We start from the raw sequence: 19,501 nt of genomic DNA on the forward strand, positions 1-19,501 counted from the left end.
CAACGGCCGGGCCAGGCTGGCCCAAGCTGGGCCAAGGGTGAGCCAAGGCCATGTCGGCGACACGAAAAACCATAAAAAACAGGGTGTTAAGGTCGCCGACAGCGAAAAGCGGGCGCAAGCCCGTTTGAGCCATAAAAACAAGGGCTTTGCCCTTGTTTGCAGCTTGCTGCGTGGGGTGTGGAAAGAATATGAGGGGCGCAGCGCCGAATTGGGCGTTGCGACCCTCCACCACCGGGGGAACAGTCGTCAAAAGCCCGCTTGCGAAGTGGGGCAAAGCCCCTCAGTATGCCTTTCAATGACCTATTCACTTCGCCTCTCCCTGCCTCTCTCAGCGGCTCTCCTGATGTCCACGCCAGTCCTCGCAGATGGTTGGACAAACCTTGGTGGTTTCGATCAGGATGAGGCCACTCAGATGCGGGAACAACTCACCAAGGCGTCCACCCCAAAGCCCGGCGACTGGACTGCATTCGGCACGTCGGATGATTGGGAAATCCTCGACAAATTCGAGCGTGGTGCTCCCGGTAAGAACCCGCCTAACCTCGCCACCTTCCGCCTTCCAAACGGTTCGAAAGTTGATCAGCTCTATGCCCTGATCGAGTTCGCGGAATCTCCAAAGGCTGGGTATGACGCCATCCACCATAGTGCGACCCGTCTCACTTCGAAGAGACCAACGCAGATGAGCTTTGGCGAGATCAAGTCTTGGGTCAGAGCGACGCCCGGCCAGCATCACGCCATCGGTCGATATCAGGTGATACCTTCGACTTTTGTGAAACTACAGACACGGCTTGGATTGCCTGACACGACCACCTTCAGCAGGGCTGTTCAAGACAAGATGGCCGCGGTGCTTTTGACAGATGCCGGATATCAAAAGTTCGTCGCGAAAGAGATTACGCAGGAACGCTTCATGGATAATCTCGCGTTGATCTGGGCTGGCTTCCCGAAGGCAGACGGCAAGTCTCATTACCACGGATATGCCGGCAACCGCGCCACTGTCACGCGCGCTTTTTTCCAACAGCAGATGACCGCTATTTTCTCCGGCAAATCCATGCCGGATGAGTGGACGGATCAGAAGCCTCAGCGTGTAGCCAAAGCCGCCACACAGACGCTTGTTTCAGGTGGCGAGGCCAGATAGGTTCTCGGCTCCTAACCGTCGCTCAGCGGTCCACACAACAGCTCTGAGCGGCAAAGACGCTAACAACCCAGAGGCGAAAACATGCGCGCTTGGGATTATCCTTTTGATCGGGTCGTTGTTGAGTGCAGGCGATGCAACCGACGCGAAGAATACTCGAAGCGCAGGTTCATAGAACTGGTTGGCGGAAACACTGATCTGACGGCAGCCAGGTACATGATTGCCAAGGACTGCACCCGCGAAAAATCCGGACTGGCGCTGCACAACAGATGTGAGGTTGGGTATCCGGATTTAGCCAGATTGCATTCTGACAAGAAGGCTTGAACCCCGCGCCATTCTAGTCCCAGCTGAAAAGGTCGGCCATGTCCAATTGTTGGGATTTCCGACGCCGTGTCTTAGCCGCATTTATCCGCCGGTGGGGTGCATCCCATTTGTTGTGACAACGCTGGCAAAGGGCTCGGCATCGATCCGGGTCAGCGTGACTTTCATCATGATCCATGTGGGCGATTGTCAGGATCACTTTACCGCCGGTGTCAGGATGTTTCTCACCGTTGGCCGCCCTACAGTTGGGGTGGTGTGGTGTACCTTCACATCGGTTGCCCGCCCTGAACAGGATGAATGCTCTGAATGACAGCCACTCTGGTGATCTTGTCGATCCACCGGGATACAGCTTCATGCGCTCTTTTGATATCGGCATGATCTTTCCCTTCGTCAGTCCCTTGGTTGGCTTTCTCGGAATCTGCCTTTCTGGACACATATCGACTGCACCAGATACTTCCCCTCAGAGTGCTCTATCGGGTTCTCAAACCTTGTTGCTCGCCTTACGAGTTGTTTCAGGAACGGAAACAAAGGCGGATGATAGAACCTAGTCTCACGCGCGGTCTTTACCTGTACGCCCTGCCCTATCAGCCACCCCAAGAGCTTTAGCTCTTCTCAGCAATTCACAGGCGAAACGGAAATTCGCGTGAGCTGCCCCGTCTCCATTTGCGGGCAGGCAGGGCCTGCCAGCGGCTGTTTGGTGCACAACCCAATAGGGGCCCCACTCAAGTGGGGATCAGACAACTTGTTGGCTGACGCTGCGCCTCACGCAGCTTGACCAGTTTACTGGTCAACCTCATTGGTCTCGTCAGATTCACCCGGTCGATAAGTGCTGCGCCGTTTGTATCCTGTCCCATTGCAATGCCGACAGTTAGACATTCCGTCGAACCCAAGCCCGTATCCATCGCAAGGTTCGCATGGGTCGTCCGTATAGCTATTGTCGTTCACGTCGATCAGCTTCGGGTATGTCATTTTCCCTGCCCTTTCCCGCTCACCGTATTAGTGGTTCCAGTTTTCTCGCCCGTACTTTCTTCCAAGCACGCTGATCCTGTTTTCGTCGTCAATAGGAACGTCATGCTGTACCAGTTCCCCGGTTTCTGTAATCCGGTAGATACTCGCTTCGTCATCCCCAAAACCGTGGATGTGAAATTCCCAAGGGCCCCGGCCCTGTTCACGGCTTTGAAAGAACCCGTGGAAGTTCCTGCATTCCCATGACCCCTGCCACCAGCTTGCGCCGTGTTTGCCCTTTTCGGTTTCAGTGATCGGTATCAGCTCAAGTTGCTGCATCTCCATTCTCCATCATTGCCAAGAAACGCGGCTGTCCCGCATGTACTGAAGGCAAGCGACACGACCCACTTCGGCGTGCAGCCCATTATCCATCGCGAACCGGTGGCGCAGTTCCCATTCTGATGCCCAATCGGACGCAAACCGGTCATCTGACAATCCGCCCAGATACGGGTTGTCATCGAGCGTGAACCCTTGTCGGTGCGCCATGCCCCCATCTGCGGGGGCACGCACGTTGTCATTCTCAAATGCAATAGCGTCCATGTCGTAGGTCATGTGAAAATCGGCACTCGTGGCGCTGACCTCTTCGCGGTAAGGGCTTCATAGGCGGCTTTTCTCGTGGGCAGGTTTTCGCAGACCAGATTGGAAATCTGTTGCTCAAAGTCTGGTCCCTCTTTCTCACACCATGCGGTCACGGCAGCGGTGTCGTTCGGGTTTTTAGGATCAAACCAATGAGACCCGTCAGATGTGTCCCCTTCTTCGGCCCATCCATCCATGATCGTCATGGCTTCATCTGGATCATACAGGTTCCCAAATGCGCCAACCGGCTTTTTGCAGAATGCCCACGCCTCGTTGACTGTCAGCACGGCATTAAGTTCGACCTCGATCTCCTGCTCGTCGGTTGAGAACGTATCCAGATGTTCTGTCCGAGACAGGACGTATTCATGCAGATCGTCGGCCAGATTACTCGCCAGCCAAGTCTCTCGATTGCTACCGACCCAAGACAACAGCGCATCGTCGCGTTCAATCTCAGAGCCAAATGCCTGTGGCGTTGTCCCGTTGTCGTCATCGGTTGCCAGTGTGTAAACCTTGATCTTCATGCCGCGATCTCCTGATAGGCTGCTTCCAGCGCGACAGTCGTATCCGCGATGGTTTTCTCTTGTTGTCTTTGCTTGTCCCGCTCAGCCATATCGGCCTTGCGTCGGTCATTCTCGATCTTCCAAAGGCGATCCGCTTCTGCCTTTGGGATGTATTCGTAGGTTTCGGGGGCCTGCCCAAGTTCTTCGCCAGTCTGGGCGTCAAACACTGACGTGCTGGTTTCTTCACCGTCGCATGTGTCGCTTTGGCATCGGACCTCATCATATGTGCTGATCAGAACGAAGGCTTGCTGTTCCACATCCCACTCGCCACAGGCGTCATAGTTGAGGTCTGTGCTTCCGCATGTCTTGCACCGATATTCGATCTTCCGTTTCATTGCTCTGGTCCTCGGTTTCTCAAGTTCTCTGCCGATTGGCGTTCAGTCGGAAATGTCCAATGGTTGATAGGGGTCCTGTTCGTCACTTCCCGAGTAAGACGAGAAGTCCACGAATGCTTCGCGCAGTTCGGCCAGAGGGTGATTGTCAAAGTCATCGACCCGGCGATCTTCCTCTGGTGTCTCGTTTTCGATGTTCTCGTGAATGGCGAATGTCAGGTCTTCGGCGATTTCGCAGAAGTCATTGAGAGGAACGACCCGCCCATTCCGTCGCGGATATTGGCCCAAGTCCGCACAGCCAGCGACAAACCCCTTTCCGGTTTCTTCGGCGATCTGGCGCGCGATTTGGACAATCTCTTTCGGCTGGAATGCGTCATGGACAGCAAAGGCCAGATATTCAGGTGCATCGCCTGCGCCAACATTCTGGCGTCCATAGATGGACCAGAACTCTGCCCAACCGGCCTCGCATTGCACAACGCAGCCTTCGCTTTCGTCAGTTCGACATGGCATGATTTCGAACCAGTCAAACTTGTCGAGATTTTCATCGATGCTGAGGTTGTTGAAACGCTCATGTGCGGGGGTGTTGATGATGACGTCCTTCATCAGTATGGCTCCTGACTTCCGTGAACATTGCCTTCCAGTATTTCCATGCGGTATTTCATAGCTTCGAACTGCTCCGCGAGTTTCAGGTTGCCGGGACAGCCCAAGTCTTCAGCCAATTCCGCCAAGCGCTTTTGTCGTTGCTCAGACCATTCGGCTTCTTTCTCTGCCCTGAAGGCGCTCAGTTCTTCTTGGTGATCTTCGAAACCTTCTGTCGTCTCGATGTCCCAGCACGGATCAGACGCCCATACCTGTTTCAGCTTCTCGATTTGGTCGCGTGTCGCCATAATGTGTCCTTCGCAACAGGTGTGCGGCCCCGAAGGACCGCACGTTGGTTTCAGTCTGCGTTTTTCAGGCTGATTGCCATTCCGACGATCAGGGCAGTTGCTGCCACCATCAGTCCGAACATCGCGATACCTTCACCGATGTGCGCTGTTCCGGGGTTCGCTTGCGCGGCACCCATTCCAGCCGTTGCGATAACACCGCCAGCGACAATTACGTTATCGGCTGCGTTGGCGATCTTTTTCACAAGTTTCAGTGTCATATAGACAGTCCTTTTTGTGGTGATGCGGTGGCCGATGTCTCTCGACCTATCCGCTCTCGGTTTGGTTTGATCCAATGGGTCAAGGAAACGACCCATTGGCCTGAACATCAGCCACATGCACCCATCCGCGTTTTTCCCCGGAAAGGAGGGGGGCCGATGGAAAAGATCCGGATGTGATCCGGGCGAGCTGGTCAGGCTGAAAAACGGAAGGTTTGCCCGCGCAGCGGGTGAAAGCCGTTTTTCTGCTTGAGGCGCACAAAAAAAATCATGTGATCCGCGACCTGGCGCGGATCTCTTTTTGCGCCTTCCAGCACGACGGGATCAGATACGAGAGCTTTTCGGCCCCCTGACGCTCGGGGAAAACAAGCGCAGCAGACCGCCTCAGCGGTCTGCTATCGCCAATATGAATAGTGCCTGGGCAGGGGTAAGCGGGCGTGCCCGTGTCCCCTGCCCTGTCAAATGATCAATGCGAGCCGCGACCTGGCGCGGATCTCCACTGACATACTGCAAAAGGGATCGTTACCGTTTACGGCGGATACGGCCGGTCACAACGACTTGCGGCCGCGGTGACAAGCTGGCTCGGATGAGACAGATTTCACCGCACCTGGGCCGCAGGGAGATTGTGTCTGGCTGTATCCGGTCTGGCGACGGCAACGCCGGCGTCAGACTAGAGCCCGGCCCCGAGCTGAAGGCTCGGGGTTTGCCCAACCCGCAAACTTCTTAGCCACTTACGGACACTTCAATTTGACCATCGCCAAGAAAGAGGAAGAGCTGGTCGGGAGGCCGCTACAGCATTGTCCCGGTATAACTAGGGGGAAGTTTCGGGGGTGCCATAAGGGGGTTTTAGGCACTCAAATGCTGTAGCGGCTTTCCGTGAGTGGCACGTTCTACGCGTAACGTGTTACGTGACTCACCTTTGGGTAGAGCACCTGATTTGCATTCTCAAGCGGAAAATCAGGACTGATGATAATTGTGATGATTTTTCTTCCGCCGCCATACCGATGGTCGAAACAAGCGCCGATCTGCGATGCTGGGAGTTTATGCCGGAGCAAAGGAATGGGCGACTTTCGCCGCCCTTCCTTTCCTCAGTTCTGATCGTCGTCGTTCCGCTTGGGGAAGGCCACCATTTCGACACCGGGGAACATATTGTGCTTGACCTGGATCGATGTGATGTTGCCTGCGTCGTCGGTGTTTACGAAGGCGACACCGCATTTGTCCCAGTAATTCTTGCCATCTTTTTCGCCGGTTTTGACGTTCAGTTTCAGAGTTTGAGTTGCCATTGTTAGATCCTCGCTTTTGAGTGTTTCGATGAACATGCCAAAAGCGGGCACTAAGGGGATGTCAGCGACTATTTTGTTTCGCGATGCAATGGCGGGTTTACCCGCCAGCGGAAAATAGTCGTTGAAGCTGCTGATCTTTACGCAGATCAGCAGCGGCTTTCCCGACTGCCCGATTATGTTCATCTTTAAGAAACACGTCAGCGAGGATCTTCTTTGGCAACGTGTTTGAGGCTGTCACATCCGGCGAAAGGCAAGAATTATTGGGGAATTGCGCGCGCCACGCTCGATCAGACGAACACCGGGAACGGCAACATCAGATTGATCCCCCACAAGCTCAAAGTTCAGATCCGCGAGCTGGTGGCCTTCCCCAAGCGGAATGACTCGTAAGAGATGGATTAGGATCTTCGGCGGTGAAAGTCGCCCATTCCTTTCGGCGTAGGCTGAAAACGAAGGGTCCGGCCCTGGGCCGTATTTTGACGGACCAGGTTAACAGCCGGACTCAATCAAATCCGTCGCATCCTGGCGGACGGGTTGATCAATGCCCCGGCCGCGATCGTGGCCGTCTAAGCGAAGCGATCAGTCGTGCCGGCACATGGGGCGAATGTCCCAGGTGCCAAGCGACACCAACGCGACGTTGCAACCTGGTCAACCGCCAAAAGAAAAAGCCCGCCGAAGCGGGCCAGTTGTTCTCACCACGAGAGAAAATCTAAGTTATCGGATTTAGATAGCTGGAATGAAGTGGCGTTCTCCATCCACCCAAAGAACGGTTTCGCCCGAGAATTCTGTGGCCGCGCGACATTTTCTTATTGCACCGTCTATCATGTCGCTGTCGGTCTCCGGGCCCATTTTGAAACTGTCAATACAGCTATCGAACTCCCCTTTCGACAGAACGTAAGCTTGGCCTTTGCTCCCGATCACCTGCAACCCAACAAGGACCAGCAGGCAGGCTGTGATTATTCCTATATAGGGCACGTCGAGTCTCGATATCCTCATTTTCATAACAGTTGTCTCCAAATCCTATCGCGCCTTGCTCATGACCCCGTTGGCGCTGATCGCGGCAATGCTATCTGTCGTTTTTCGGGACATTGCGATTCCGTCGCCGGTCATATGGGCTTCGGCATGTTCGGTCCATTTGAAAATGCTCCCGTCAGCCTCAACATGCGTTTCATCTTCGGCCGAGCGTCGTTTGACTGAACCGTCATGGCGCACCTCGATCATAGTCCCGTCAGCCATCCGAACAGTGACGGAATGGTCATCTACCGCAACACCCTGCCACCACATATCGGCATCGCGCCGCACCACGATCCTGTTCGGATGCAGCTTCACCTGAACGTCTTTTGTGTCGTTCGGATTCGCTGCCTTTACCACAACAATGGCCTCCTGCGCAGACGGATCGGCATTGATCGACGCGCTTCCGTTCTTCGGCGGCCAGAACTTGGGTTCAGCCCGGTCTCTGCCACTTTGGTCTTTGTGAAACCCGATATACATCTGTGCGGATTTCCAAACACGGCGGGCCGCGATGCTGACTTTTGCTGGTGTGCTTTCGGTACTCATGCCAAATCCGTTTTTGCGAAGTCATCGCCCTTGTAAATGAGACGGGTGTTGAAAGCCTTCGCACATGCGTAGGCGAAGCAATCCCCGAAGTTCAAATCGGCCTCGTGACCGACAAATTTACCGTATGTTCGGGCCGCAAGATTGGCCCTTTGACCAATCGCCCGCGTAATGTCGATGTTCCGTGCCTCGATGCCATCGCAAAAGGCTTCAACGACTTGCTCGGCCAGCTCGTGTTGATCAAAATCAGGGCGTGTGGCCCCCGAGCGTGATCGTGCTATTGCAGCAGTAGCCTCAAACCGCACCATAGGCGACACGTAACATCCGCGTTTTTGATCCTCGATCCGCTTCAGGATTTCTTCATGTCCCGGCTCTCTATTCAGGATCGCAACGATTGCTGAGGCGTCTACAAACATCAGGATTCGCCCCACATATCATCGGTAAATTTCTTCATATCGAAGTCGGGATCGACTTCGCCAATCTCATCAGCTTTAGCCTGAAGCTCGCGAATGCGCTCAATCAGAGGTTTTTTCTTCGTAACGGCTTCAAGCTGAGCTTGCAAAGCAGCGCGAACGGCCTCAGTCTTGTTCTGGGCTCCGGTCACTTGTTTCACCTGATCGGCCAGTTCGTTCACATCTTCGTCTCGAATGTAGAGCGGCATTTGCATATCCTCCTGCTATCTATATGTATATCCCAATCGGGATATTCAAGCAATGCAAAACGAATATTCAGTGCGAATTTTCGCTATTTTTCATAGCCTTCCAGTTACCACCAGTCGGGATCACATCTTCCTCTTTTTTCAGAACCGCCATCCTGTTTTTAAGCGCAACGATGACAGGCGTGGATGGGTGATCTGCTCGGTAGCCTCGTTCGGGCCTGCACAGTGGCGGCGGTCCGAACTTCAACAGATGCAATGCCCGCTCAATCAACTTTAGGTCTGTTTCTGCATAGATCATCGTCAGGGGCATACATCCACTATGGGTCGCTAGATCGCGGTTCCGCTTATGGGACAAGCGGCGCTGAGATAGCTTGATCCCTGCGATGCACCATTCTTCCACGCTGCTCCACCACACGCGCGTTCCAGGTGTTCTGTAGCTGATCCTGGTCATTGGCCCCGCCGATCTGCACGTTCGTCTTCGCAGCGCTGTATGTAAACGAACACGGCAACCCCAAGGTCATCCAGACTGGCGCTCTCTGCCATGTCCCGAACACTTGCCCATTGTGGTGCTGTCACCCCCCATGAGCCCTTTCGCTCCTGTTTCATCTCGCGAACCGCCATGACGGTATCGACGCACATTTCTGCCAGCTTTTCGTTGGCGGGTTTCAGCATTGCGGAAACCTGCTCTTTGTTTGCGGTATTCGACGCTGCCGATTTCTCGATCTGATCGAGCAAGTACACGATCTTCGTGACCCGCCCGTGATTGGTGTCATTGTCAAAGGCCATTGATTTCTCCTTCCATGAGGCTGGGCACGCCAAAGCTGTCCCAAAGAGACAGGGCGCGAAGTCGGTCCTGTTTGGCCTCGGTTTTGTCCTTGTTGCATTTGGCGGCGGCTTGAAGGTGGTGATACGCGGCCTTCCGCTCGGCCAGACGATATCCCTCGGGTGAACCTGCGATGTCGCGGGCCTTTAGGATGTTGATCAGGATTTCTGGGTGCGTCTCATCGAAAATTGACGCAATCCGCTCCCCTGACGCCGTTGTCCGAAATAACGGAAAAGGCAAAGCGTCTATATCGACCCGACCGATTTCATAGCTGTGCAGAAATCCAAGCAGATAACCGGGATCGGCTGGATACGGCGCGCAATTCCATGCTTTGCGAAGGATGGATCGCGTTCGCTTCGGCATAGCATCCAACTTGCCTCGGGCCTTCCGCCAGTCTTGCGCTCGGCGGGACCGCATATTGGCCTCTCGCACCGCCCAATCTTCCCCTCGCGCCTTCATAACCTCATCTTCGCTCGGCTGTTCTTCCCGAATTTGCTCTGCGAACAGTGGAAGCGCTTCGCGCTCCAACCGCTGTTTCCGACGCAATGCAGACCGTTTGCGGGGCGTGTCGGTGAATTCGTCGTGCTGCCAGTGCTTAAATCGCATCGTTCGATCCTCGTCCTACCGAGTCGTGGGCGGGCGCTTTCGCGCCCTGCCCTGTTGGTTTCAGAAGCATTCGGGAACCCATGCGTCGATCCGTGCTTTCTGTTCGGCGGTGACGTTCAACGCTTTCTGATGCTCCGGGTCGTTGAACAGCTTGTGCAGATCGTCGGCTTTGACGCCTTTCTTCGATTTGCAGAAGGCACGATAGGCGTCAGTGCTGTCTCCGAGGTCCAGCATGAATTTGAAAATCGCATCCAACTGGTCGCCCTTGAGGCGCTTGAAGCAGTTCGTTGCCGATGGCGTCCAGACAGACCGAATGTCGGCCCCGATTTCCGCTTCGATGTCGGCCATGAACTTGTCGTCCTGCATCGTGAAGGCACGGGCGAGAAACGCTGTCACCTGCCCATTGCGCACCTTTTTGCCCAACTCCCGATAGGCTTTAAACGCATTCACTTTGCCTTTCTTCGCCAGCTTCGACACAGCCTCATAGTCTTTTTCCGACTGGTCGTCGTGTTCGCCACCCAGACGCGGATCAAGCACAAACTGGTCATCGAATTCAGGGCAGTTCCGCTCGGTGGCGTTGTAGCCAAGGCCAAAGATCGCGCTGTAATGGCCCGATGCTGGGGACATTGCGAATGCAAACAGGCTTTGCAGGTAGTCGGGCTTTGCCAATAGCGCCGTTTGGACTGCCGCCAGACGGATCGCGGTCATGTCGTCGATGAACTTCTGCGAATATGCAGGCTTTTCGGGTTTCTTCGTCTCCGATGCGCCGTGCTTGCTGGCTTCGATCACGCCTTGTTCGATCGCTGCCGCCTGATCCTCGGCTTTCACCAAACCACGTTCAACTTCGATCTTCCCGTGATGGCTGACATTGACGATGATACCGGACAAAGCCTTTTGCTCCGCGCTGTAATCACCTTCGATGATCGCTTCCAAGGCTTCCAGTTCAGCCTCTCCGGCTTCGTCAATCACGTCGCCGTTTGCCAGTTCCGCCAGTTCGTCATAGCGCTCGGATTGTTCTTCGCTCAGAACACCTTCGATCTTGTAGGTGCGGGCAAAGCCCACTGTCCGTTGCAGGTCGTACCAAAACACATTGCTGTCCATTGACACTGTGACCCATGCCCAGCCTTCCTCGGCCCGGATCGTTTCCGCCTGAGTTTGCAGCTTTTGCTCAAACAGGCGTTCGATGGTTTCCGGATCGTTCAAGAGTGTTTCTTCTTGGAACAGGTCAGCGGTGATGGTGCCGCCTGCTGCCTCATAGGCTTCGATGCCGACAAACTTTGCCTTCCGGTCGTTGCCATTCATAGCTTCGGGATTGAGCGCCTTTTTGACGTCATGTTCAGAGAACCAATGGCTGTTCTTTGCACGGTCCAGAGTTTCGAGGATTTTCGTCTCATTGTCGCTGACGGTCATGGCCTGCGCGATGCCCATGCTAATGTCGCGGGCTTTGAGAGCGTCCAGAACCGCGTCGGGCAGATTTGCCAGTGCCATACGGCGGCGCACATGCGGTTCCGTCACGCCAAAGGCACGGCTGATGGTGGCAAGGGGGCTGCCTTTTTTTGCCATTGCCCGATAAGCACGAATTTCGTCAACCGGGTCCAACGCTTCGCGGGCAGTGTTTTCCGCGTTTGCCCATTCTTCGGCCACGATTGGGTCGGTAGTGATTTTGACAGGAACATGAGCCAGATCGGCGCGTGTTTCGACTGCAATTTGAAGCGCCCGCAACCGGCGACCACCGGCGACGATTCCGACCTTGCCGCTTTCGTCTCGCAACCCATTGAGGTTCTGGATCAGACCGCATGTAACGATGCTGTCTGCCAGCAGTGCGATACCTTCCTCGGCAACCTCTTGACGCGGGTTGATTTCCGAAAGGTACAGATCGGACAGGGCAACGGTTTCGATGGTTTCCGATGCGGTGAATGTTTCGTGCTTGCTCATTTGGCAAATCCTTGTTTTGTGGTGAAGATTTTGTTATTGGTGCCCTACCCCCTTGGGGGTAGAGCGAGGCCGCTTAGGTGGCGACGTGTGATTTCAGGAAGGCGAGGCCGATCTTGGCGGACAGTCCTCCCTTCTTGATCAACTCAGCAGCTTCACGCCGCCGCTGTTGCAAGGTTTCCTTACTCATGGTTTCACCTCCTTTCCCGCGCTGGCTGCGCTACACGCTGTAGAGAGATTCAGCCGCTTCACGGGTGGCTTCTGCGCCTTCCGCTATCAGTTGGGCTGGCTTGCTCTCAGCGAGTTCGGGAAGGTGCATCAGTCGCGCGCATTCGTTGCGAAACTCCTGAAATGCAGCCGATGTTTGTGAAAGGTTGAATTTGCGGGCAACAGTGCTGACCAACACCGCCAGTTCAGCGACATACGCCTCATAGATCATGCCGACGCGCACCTTTGCGCTTTCGGTTAGAAACTGGGCATTCGCGTTGCGCAATGCAGTCGCGTCTTTGATTTCTTGCCAGTAGGTTGGGCTATTCGGGTTCTGAACGGCTCCGATCATGTGCCAACTTCCTCTTTGTGGTGATGCGGTGGCCGATGTGCGCCCGACCTATCCGCCAGTGATTTCCTATGAACACATCAGGCCAAGGAAACGGCCTGATGGACCAACATCAGCCACATGCACCCATCCGCGTTTTTCCCCGGAAAGGAGGGGGGCCGATGGAAAAGATCCGGAGCTGATCCGGGCGGGCTGGTCAGGCTGAAAAACGGAAGGTTTGCCCGCGCAGCGGGTGAAAGCCGTTTTTCTGCTTGAGGCGCACAAAAAAAAATCATGTGATCCGCGACCTGGCGCGGATCTCTTTTTGCGCCTTCCAGCACGACGGGATCAGATACGAGAGCTTTTCGGCCCCCTGACGCTCGGGGAAAACAAGCGCAGCAGACCGCCTCAGCGGTCTGCTATCGCCAATATGAATAGTGCCTGGGCAGGGCTAAGCGGGCGTGCCCGTGTGCCCTGCACTGTCAAATGATCAATGCGAGCCGGGCCCTGGCGCGGATCTCCACTGACTTACTGCAAAAGGGATCGTTACCGTTTACGGCGGATATGGACAGGTGCAGGCGACTTGCGGCCGCGGTTAAAGCTGGCTCGGATGAGACAGATTTCACCGCACCCGGGCCGCAGGGAGAATGCGCCTGGCTGTATCCGGTCTGGCGACGGCAACGCCGGCGTCAGACTAGAGCCCGGCCCCGAGCTGAAGGCTCGGGGTTTGCCCAACCCGCAAACTTCTTACCCACCTACGGACACTTCAGGATTTAAAGCTGACGAAAGTTTCTCTAGCTATATCAACAACAAGCGCACCAATTTCGGGGCGCTAAAAAGAATGAAAGAGGAATTATGACAGGATTCAAGATTACTGCCGAAGAACGTGCCAGAATCTATCGAGCTGAACTAAGCACCGAAACGCCCATAGACTTGATATTGGGCGCGTCTTTGGGGGCCTATTTAGGGTCCAGTATTGATCATTCGGCGTTCGATCTACGTCAGGCATTTGCTGTTGCAGTGCTTCTCACGAGCCTTTGGGTTTTCGTGCTGGGGATCAAGTTTGCATCCCGATCGTTGGCGTTGCGGCATTTGACGCCCGCTATTTTGGTGTTTGGATGTACGGGAGCATGGATATACATGATCCCATCAACGCTGAATTGGGGAGGTATCTACAATGTTCTCTTCTTCCAAGCGGTGATGACCGCTTGGGTGGCGAGCTATCTCATATCAGCATTCGTGATAATGATCAGTGATGACAGTGCGTGACTTGGGCTTACTCACTTGAATCCCGGTCCAAAAAAGAGGAAACCCGCTACCTGACGGTAACGGGTTCATTTTCTCGCGACGATGAGGGAAGACGCTGTAACGTCCGCGAACCTCAAAGCCATTTGGTCTATAGATAGAGTGTAGGCCAATAAGTGTCAATATATGGTAACAAGACGTCCGATGCCCTACACCTTCACGCCCGCCCAAATCAATGATCTTGAAGTGGTGCTCTCCCCACCCAGATTTGGCACCTATCTGCACGAAACTGGCGGCGATCGACACAGGGCCATGGAACTCTATTGCTGGAATACAGACGTGTCGTCAGCGTTTTACGTCATGCTTCAGTATTGTGAGTTAGCGATCCGCAACGGCGCGGTTGAAGCTATAGAGGCGGAGTTTGGACCGAACTGGCACTGGAACATAGGTTTTCGGCACTCGCTACCCAAGCACAAAGGCAAAAGGAACTATCAGCCAGCGGAAGATCTGAAAAACTGTGCGAACAAACACCCCACAGCGGGAAAAGTGGTCGCGGATCTGAAGTTTGTGTTTTGGCAGAACGTGTTTGTCAAAGGTCAGGATAATCGGATTTGGAAGAAGCACTTTGCTTCAGCTTTTCCAGGATACGATAAAGCCCTGACGATTCCTCAAGCGCGGGGCCAGGTGCACGCGACGATCGACAGCATTCGCCGGTTTCGGAACCGCATTGCACATCACGAACCCATTTTTGCGCGTAATCTTGCAAAGGATCGTGAAGACATACGGCGGATAGTTGAATGGCGACGTCCTGGGACTGCACAATGGTTGGATAATGTTGAGAAAGTCACAAAATTGCTTGGTCAGCGCCCATAGACTACGCCGCAATGGGCTCGATCGCTTCCGGCACGTTTTTCTGATAGTTCACGAGATCCTTTGAGACTCGATAGAACACAAGCTTTCCATCGTCATGGTCATCGAGCATCGAAAGAGCATCCTCAGCTGACGTATCAGCCGAAAGCCAGGTGGAATAATTCTCGGGCCGGATCACGACGGGCATTCGATGGTGCAGATCCTCGATGTTGTCTGATGGCGGCTGGGTGATGATTGAATATGAGACACCGTAGTCCGGGTTCCATCCAGCGAGGCCGGCGAAACTGAACATTTCCCGATCTGGCATATGGATGAACCAGGGCAGTTTATCGTCCCTCGGCCCGGTCCACTCAAAATAGCCTCCTGTCACGACCAGGCACCGGTTGGTTTTCATCGGTGGCGCCCACATACCGCGCTTTCCGGAAAGCTGATCCTCGATCGACTCTCTCCGGGCGTTAAAGGTCTTCCCAGGCGGCTTATCTTTTTTCCACCAGGACGGCACTACCCCCCATCTTGCATTGCAGATTTCAGTTTCGCCGTCGTGTATTCTGACGATCGGAGATGACATGCTGGGTCGCAGTGCATAGTGAGGCTGGATGTCATTCGGACGCGCATCTTTGATGCCGTGAAGGTAGAAATTGTACCGTTCCCAGATTTCTCGCCACGTATAGGGCATGATTTGAGCGCCACACATTGAAGATCCTCCCAATAGAGCGGATCGGCCGAAATATCTGAATGGCTGATCAGCTGGCACAGGTTGCAACAAAGGCGTTTTCGGAATGGCCTTATCAACCTATGGTTATTGCATGAAATCTCTGTTCCGGAACAATACGCGTCGCCGGTCGCCAAGGATACGGTTTTTCTCGAAGCGGTCGAAAATCGGCACGGTCTATCTTCTCGTGAGCGAACGGAATCCGCGACTTTTCAAGATCGGGTTTACCGAGCGCACGACGCGAACGCGCAGGCGCGAACTGGAACAAAGTTCCGGCGAACGCCTGACGATCGCGCATACAGTGTCGCAACCCTGGGCGTTCACGACCGAACAACGTCTACACTGGATCTATCGCGGCAGGGCCTTTGGAACAGTTCCCGAGTTGGGGACGGAATGGTTTCGACTGTTGCCCTGGGAAAGCATGAAATTAGTGCGGTGGCGAATGAATGTCATTGCCAAGCTGACCAAATGGGAAGCGAAATTGAAATTATCGTGGAAGAAGGGGTTCGAGATCCGCACGTACTCCAATCCGAAGGTGTTCTCAAAAAAGCCAGAGCCAAACCGGCCGGCACAAAATTCTGACACATCAGAAACGCCGTGATCGCGGCCGCTATGCGGTCGCCCGCGCGCGGGACGCGCACAGTCCTGGACGATCGGGGCACCCTGCCCCGCTCGGCCGGGACACCAAAGCCGCCAGATCAGGGATTGCCGAGATAGGGATTTGCGGGCCCATAGTCTTGACCGTTTTCGGAAAAGAAGCCTTTCCAACCGCACAGCCAGGCGCGGTGCAAAGTAGATCGCGCAAAAACCCTGCGCATAAATCGAGGAAGCTCCCGCTTGCTGTAGCCCATCAAATAGAAATGCAGGTGGATCTTGTTCATCGGTTCGCGACCTTTCTCCTTCAGCTGCACTCAATGCCCGCCCGTATCGTAATAGAACACAAAGGCTTGCCCTCACAAAAGGGCAAGCCGTCGAACTCATTCGGGCCCGAGAATGAGAAACCCGGTTGGAATGTTCGTGCCACTTTCCGCGAAACTCGCAACCGGCAGGTCATGCCAACCACGATCGCGCGAACTGGTCACGCCAAGGTCAGCCAGGTGACCATCATAGAGCGCTGATGCCGGCAAGATACAGACCAGCAACCCACCGCCCCACCGTTGGCCGTTTGGATGTGGTTTCAGAAACTTGCGCGCATGGTCCAAGTGTTTTCGCCAGTGAGTTCCGTTAAAGGGGGGGTTCATGATCAAAAAATCAAAAACCGGCTGTGCGGCTGTATCCAGAAAATTGCCATGATGCACCCGAAACCCTTTTGCCCGGGCCAGCTCCGTGCGGCCTGCGTCATACTCAACACCCGTGATGATCGCATTCGGGTTTTTGGCTCTGACGCCTTCCATCAGACGCCCACACCCACAGGACGGCTCAAGCACCTTGGGCGACCCTGAGAGGTCCAGCTGAGCCAACACGCGCGCAACGACCGCCGCCGGCGTTGGGTAATAGGCCAGATCTTTCGAAACCGCCGTGCCTGGGCGCTGCCTTGCCGCCTCTTCCGGGCTGTCTGGCAGGGTGTCGCCATAGAACTCGGCAAGCGCAAGGTTGATGTCGCGTTGTGTCTCCGGGTCAAAAATGAGATGGGCGTTGCCATTCATGAAGCGTCTGATTTCGACGCCATCATACCATCCGGCGCCATGCTCTTCGGCATCGTCCAAAAGCTCTGAATAGTCTTTGTGATCGATGTGAGGTTTGCCGCGATAGATGTTGAGGGCGTTCAACGTGTCTTTGACTCGATCATGGCCCCATGAGCCATAGGAACCGACACTTTGCACAATGATCCGCTTTGGCAGACCTTCCACGCCAATTTTCACCTTGGAATGGCTTTTGTAAGCGGGATCGAGGTCACAAAAGCACTCTGCCAACCCCTTCAGAATGTGGTGGCGCTGATTCATGACGTAATCGCCAAAGGTGGCAGAGATATTGTCCAGCGTGAATTCTGGCGGGTTTTCCAACGCCATTTCAAACTGTTTGCGGTCCTTGGCGCTGGCAATCTGTTTGATGTTCAAACCCTGATAGATGTTTTTCCACGCTGAGACGCGCAACACATGCTCAACAGTTTTCGCGTTAATCGTGGGCGCGCTTCCGTAGTGGCCTCCGGACCAAACCGACCCGCCAAAACTGCCGCCGATATTTGCGGCCATTTCGAGGGCGCGTGTTGCGCCCTTAAAATCTTCTATGGCTTGATCGATCGCCGCTGACTTTTTCTCGTATTCTTCGACAACCTCGCGAATGCGCCGCTGCTCTGCTGGTAGAGTGTGCATGTTCATCGTTTCAGCCTTTCCGCATCCATCGGCTGAACGGCGTTTGCAACAATCCGGTGCGCGCTGCTCGGATTCTCGCCCGCTTCCATGATCCGGCGCATCGTCACTGCTTTGCCCAGAACTGACAGGTTTTTGAAACCGTCACGCATGTATTCTATAGGATCGGTTTCGACCAGCTGGCATTCGCCCTCTGTGTGTCCTCTTAGGATTGCTTTCGCTCGGATGCCTGCAAGGTTTTCTGGTTTGATTTTGGGGCCTTGCGTTAGGCAAACCGCGTAAGTGTAAAGGTGGGTTTCCCAATGTGGTGTCATTGATCGTTCTCGCCTGTGTATGGGATATCGTTACGGCGTTCCGCCTTGGCTTTTCTGATCGATGCTGCGCACCAATGGCCTGCGGTGGTTTCGCCTTCTATGTCTCGGCTGATTGGGTGCCAGGCTTTGCAGCCATGACACCACCATTTGCGACCGATGATCACGCGGCCAGGTCCTCGGCAAATTGCTTTGCAATCTCCGGGTCCTTGAACGCAAATCCTGCGGGCGTTTGACCAAATTTCCGCGAATACCAACCTTTTAGCTCTTTGGCCTTCGCCAGCCATTCGTTGTAGGTCTCGCGCTCTACGCGCTCGGCAGGGCTTACAATCCACATCTGAAACCCGCGTTTCGTGTGGGTGTGCTCCGAGATTGAAAACGCGCCGCAAGTTTCCGAGATTGTCGCCGCGTTTCCTGCTTCGGTGCGCGGCGTGGCGTTGCCAGTTACAAAAGGCTCCGCGTCAGGCACTGCCCATTCACCAAAGGGCAGGTATTCGGCCCGGTCGTTGCGCTCACCGTAAAAAGTTTGCTTGCTGACCTTCCAGCCATCGCAATGGCGGGAACCGTTTTTCAGGTAGTAGCCGCCGCCCATGCTGTATTTTTCGCGGTGTTCGGCGTCGCCTGGTGCGTCGGTCAGGTGCGCGGTCCCTTCAAACCGTGCCGCCGCTTTGCGCATTTCGGGGAACAAGTCGCGCTGGTGCCGTGAAAATCCGAGAATGACGGTTTTAGTGGTGCTGCTGCCGAAATAGTCGGTCATTGTGTCGCTTTGATCTTCGGTCAACTGAGCGATCAAAACAGCCTTCGCGTCGGCCGGGATTTTAGCGCGGATGCTGTCCCGCCATTCGCTTACCTGCCGCTGCTGTTCGTTTGCTTCCCGTTGGCGCTGGTCGCGGGCTTCCTGTTCAGCGTTTTGCGCTTCTGTCCAAAGGGTTTTAACTTCATCGGCTGTCTTTGCCCCGATTGCCAAGACCTCTGCCCGGTCGATCCACGGACGCGCTACACCTTCGGAAACTTCGCTTGTCGTTTTGTTGTCCCAAGCGACAAACACGCGGTAGTGTTCGGGCGTCATGCCTTCCGCGCCGATGGTAAAACACTGGTTTTCCTGCTCTTGGACATCAACAATCCAGCCGGTTTTTCTCGGGTTCGCCATGTCACCAAAGACAACGGCCTGACCAACAAACAATTTCTTTTCTGTCGTCGGGTTTTGCATCTCACTTCCTCTTTGTGGTGATGCGGTGGCCGATGTGCGCCCGACCTATCCGCTTTTGCTTCGCTACGATCACAGCAGGGCAAGGAAACGCCCTGCTGGACCAACATCAGCCACATGCACCCATCCGCGTTTTTCCCCGGAAAGGAGGGGGGCCGATGGAAAAGATCCGGATGTGATCCGGGCGAGCTGGTCAGGCTGAAAAACGGAAGGTTTGCCCGCGCAGCGGGTGAAAGCCGTTTTTCTGCTTGAGGCGCACAAAAAAATCATGTGATCCGCGACCTGGCGCGGATCTCTTTTTGCGCCTTCCAGCACGACGGGATCAGATACGAGAGCTTTTCGGCCCCCTGACGCTCGGGGAAAACAAGCGCAGCAGACCGCCTCAGCGGTCTGCT

General features: G+C 54.8%; 27 protein-coding genes. 4 read left to right on the forward strand and 23 right to left on the reverse strand.

Going from position 1 to position 19,501, the window contains the following annotated elements; all coding sequences use genetic code 11:
- Positions 1-343 precede the first annotated feature (343 nt).
- Positions 344-1,132 carry a lysozyme family protein gene (locus ACR0EV_RS18200; RefSeq protein ID WP_480801403.1) on the forward strand — a complete coding sequence of 263 codons (789 nt, stop codon included), beginning with the start codon at positions 344-346 and terminating at the stop codon, positions 1,130-1,132.
- A gap of 1,098 nt (positions 1,133-2,230) precedes the next feature.
- On the opposite strand, the gene ACR0EV_RS18205 is transcribed toward ACR0EV_RS18200, so the two are convergent.
- The 19 genes from ACR0EV_RS18205 to ACR0EV_RS18295 form a co-directional block, all read right to left on the reverse strand.
- Positions 2,231-2,419, reverse strand: coding sequence for a hypothetical protein (locus tag ACR0EV_RS18205; RefSeq protein WP_480801404.1), 189 nt, complete (start codon positions 2,417-2,419; stop codon positions 2,231-2,233).
- A gap of 27 nt (positions 2,420-2,446) precedes the next feature.
- Positions 2,447-2,734: a hypothetical protein gene (locus ACR0EV_RS18210; RefSeq protein ID WP_480801405.1), complete on the reverse strand. Its 288-nt coding sequence runs from the start codon at positions 2,732-2,734 to the stop codon at positions 2,447-2,449.
- A gap of 12 nt (positions 2,735-2,746) precedes the next feature.
- Complete coding sequence (locus ACR0EV_RS18215) at positions 2,747-3,007, reverse strand: hypothetical protein (RefSeq protein WP_480801406.1); 261 nt, start codon at positions 3,005-3,007, stop codon at positions 2,747-2,749.
- Positions 3,004-3,552 carry a hypothetical protein gene (locus tag ACR0EV_RS18220; RefSeq protein ID WP_480801407.1) on the reverse strand — a complete coding sequence of 183 codons (549 nt, stop codon included), beginning with the start codon at positions 3,550-3,552 and terminating at the stop codon, positions 3,004-3,006. The genes ACR0EV_RS18215 and ACR0EV_RS18220 overlap by 4 nt, the downstream gene beginning before the upstream one ends.
- Positions 3,549-3,926 (reverse strand): hypothetical protein, encoded by a 378-nt coding sequence (locus ACR0EV_RS18225; protein WP_480801408.1) that lies wholly within the window; start codon positions 3,924-3,926, stop codon positions 3,549-3,551. Before ACR0EV_RS18225 ends, ACR0EV_RS18220 begins: the two co-directional genes overlap by 4 nt.
- 42 nt (positions 3,927-3,968) lie before the next feature.
- Positions 3,969-4,526, reverse strand: coding sequence for a hypothetical protein (locus ACR0EV_RS18230; RefSeq protein WP_480801409.1), 558 nt, complete (start codon positions 4,524-4,526; stop codon positions 3,969-3,971).
- Entirely contained in the window at positions 4,526-4,810 is a 285-nt protein-coding gene (locus ACR0EV_RS18235; RefSeq protein ID WP_480801410.1) for a hypothetical protein, read from the reverse strand. Before ACR0EV_RS18235 ends, ACR0EV_RS18230 begins: the two co-directional genes overlap by 1 nt.
- Positions 4,811-4,860: 50 nt before the next feature.
- Positions 4,861-5,067 (reverse strand): hypothetical protein, encoded by a 207-nt coding sequence (locus tag ACR0EV_RS18240; protein WP_480801411.1) that lies wholly within the window; start codon positions 5,065-5,067, stop codon positions 4,861-4,863.
- A 191-nt stretch (positions 5,068-5,258) separates the two neighbouring features.
- Positions 5,259-5,381, reverse strand: coding sequence for a hypothetical protein (locus tag ACR0EV_RS18245; RefSeq protein WP_480801412.1), 123 nt, complete (start codon positions 5,379-5,381; stop codon positions 5,259-5,261).
- A gap of 771 nt (positions 5,382-6,152) precedes the next feature.
- On the reverse strand, positions 6,153-6,347 hold the full coding sequence (locus ACR0EV_RS18250) for a hypothetical protein (RefSeq protein ID WP_480801413.1): 195 nt from the start codon (positions 6,345-6,347) through the stop codon (positions 6,153-6,155).
- A 720-nt stretch (positions 6,348-7,067) separates the two neighbouring features.
- Positions 7,068-7,346 (reverse strand): hypothetical protein, encoded by a 279-nt coding sequence (locus ACR0EV_RS18255; protein WP_480801414.1) that lies wholly within the window; start codon positions 7,344-7,346, stop codon positions 7,068-7,070.
- An 18-nt stretch (positions 7,347-7,364) separates the two neighbouring features.
- A complete protein-coding gene (locus ACR0EV_RS18260; RefSeq protein WP_480801415.1) occupies positions 7,365-7,901 on the reverse strand; it encodes a hypothetical protein in 537 nt (178 codons plus the stop codon).
- A complete protein-coding gene (locus ACR0EV_RS18265) occupies positions 7,898-8,314 on the reverse strand; it encodes a type II toxin-antitoxin system VapC family toxin (protein ID WP_480801416.1) in 417 nt (138 codons plus the stop codon). The genes ACR0EV_RS18260 and ACR0EV_RS18265 overlap by 4 nt, the downstream gene beginning before the upstream one ends.
- Positions 8,314-8,559 (reverse strand): type II toxin-antitoxin system VapB family antitoxin, encoded by a 246-nt coding sequence (locus tag ACR0EV_RS18270; RefSeq protein ID WP_480801417.1) that lies wholly within the window; start codon positions 8,557-8,559, stop codon positions 8,314-8,316. Before ACR0EV_RS18270 ends, ACR0EV_RS18265 begins: the two co-directional genes overlap by 1 nt.
- 67 nt (positions 8,560-8,626) lie before the next feature.
- Positions 8,627-9,007: a hypothetical protein gene (locus tag ACR0EV_RS18275; RefSeq protein WP_480801418.1), complete on the reverse strand. Its 381-nt coding sequence runs from the start codon at positions 9,005-9,007 to the stop codon at positions 8,627-8,629.
- Positions 9,004-9,342 carry a hypothetical protein gene (locus tag ACR0EV_RS18280; protein ID WP_480801419.1) on the reverse strand — a complete coding sequence of 113 codons (339 nt, stop codon included), beginning with the start codon at positions 9,340-9,342 and terminating at the stop codon, positions 9,004-9,006. The genes ACR0EV_RS18275 and ACR0EV_RS18280 overlap by 4 nt, the downstream gene beginning before the upstream one ends.
- Positions 9,332-9,985 carry a hypothetical protein gene (locus tag ACR0EV_RS18285; protein WP_480801420.1) on the reverse strand — a complete coding sequence of 218 codons (654 nt, stop codon included), beginning with the start codon at positions 9,983-9,985 and terminating at the stop codon, positions 9,332-9,334. The genes ACR0EV_RS18280 and ACR0EV_RS18285 overlap by 11 nt, the downstream gene beginning before the upstream one ends.
- Positions 9,986-10,045: 60 nt before the next feature.
- Positions 10,046-11,920 carry a ParB/RepB/Spo0J family partition protein gene (locus tag ACR0EV_RS18290; RefSeq protein WP_480801421.1) on the reverse strand — a complete coding sequence of 625 codons (1,875 nt, stop codon included), beginning with the start codon at positions 11,918-11,920 and terminating at the stop codon, positions 10,046-10,048.
- Positions 11,921-12,137: 217 nt separating this feature from the next.
- A complete protein-coding gene (locus tag ACR0EV_RS18295; protein ID WP_480801422.1) occupies positions 12,138-12,476 on the reverse strand; it encodes a hypothetical protein in 339 nt (112 codons plus the stop codon).
- A gap of 831 nt (positions 12,477-13,307) precedes the next feature.
- On the opposite strand from ACR0EV_RS18295, the gene ACR0EV_RS18300 reads away from it, so the two are divergent.
- Positions 13,308-13,721, forward strand: coding sequence for a hypothetical protein (locus tag ACR0EV_RS18300; RefSeq protein ID WP_480801423.1), 414 nt, complete (start codon positions 13,308-13,310; stop codon positions 13,719-13,721).
- A gap of 180 nt (positions 13,722-13,901) precedes the next feature.
- The gene (locus ACR0EV_RS18305; protein ID WP_480801424.1) at positions 13,902-14,570 is read left to right on the forward strand and encodes a hypothetical protein; all 669 of its coding nucleotides are present in this window, start codon (positions 13,902-13,904) and stop codon (positions 14,568-14,570) included.
- 1 nt (position 14,571) lies between these two features.
- Here the strand turns inward: ACR0EV_RS18305 and ACR0EV_RS18310 are convergent, their stop codons facing one another.
- Positions 14,572-15,261: an SOS response-associated peptidase gene (locus ACR0EV_RS18310; protein WP_480801425.1), complete on the reverse strand. Its 690-nt coding sequence runs from the start codon at positions 15,259-15,261 to the stop codon at positions 14,572-14,574.
- A 112-nt stretch (positions 15,262-15,373) separates the two neighbouring features.
- Between ACR0EV_RS18310 and ACR0EV_RS18315 the strand changes: the two genes are divergently transcribed.
- On the forward strand, positions 15,374-15,880 hold the full coding sequence (locus ACR0EV_RS18315; protein ID WP_480801426.1) for a GIY-YIG nuclease family protein: 507 nt from the start codon (positions 15,374-15,376) through the stop codon (positions 15,878-15,880).
- Positions 15,881-16,256: 376 nt separating this feature from the next.
- Here ACR0EV_RS18315 and ACR0EV_RS18320 read toward each other — a convergent pair whose 3' ends face one another.
- From ACR0EV_RS18320 to ACR0EV_RS18330, 3 genes are all read right to left on the reverse strand, one after another.
- Positions 16,257-17,597, reverse strand: coding sequence for a DUF4942 domain-containing protein (locus ACR0EV_RS18320; RefSeq protein WP_480801427.1), 1,341 nt, complete (start codon positions 17,595-17,597; stop codon positions 16,257-16,259).
- Positions 17,594-17,902 carry a hypothetical protein gene (locus ACR0EV_RS18325; RefSeq protein WP_480801428.1) on the reverse strand — a complete coding sequence of 103 codons (309 nt, stop codon included), beginning with the start codon at positions 17,900-17,902 and terminating at the stop codon, positions 17,594-17,596. The genes ACR0EV_RS18320 and ACR0EV_RS18325 overlap by 4 nt, the downstream gene beginning before the upstream one ends.
- A gap of 160 nt (positions 17,903-18,062) precedes the next feature.
- Complete coding sequence (locus ACR0EV_RS18330; RefSeq protein WP_480801429.1) at positions 18,063-19,109, reverse strand: hypothetical protein; 1,047 nt, start codon at positions 19,107-19,109, stop codon at positions 18,063-18,065.
- Positions 19,110-19,501 lie beyond the last annotated feature (392 nt).

The sequence above is a fragment of the Ruegeria sp. CF8 genome, from assembly GCF_056537285.1.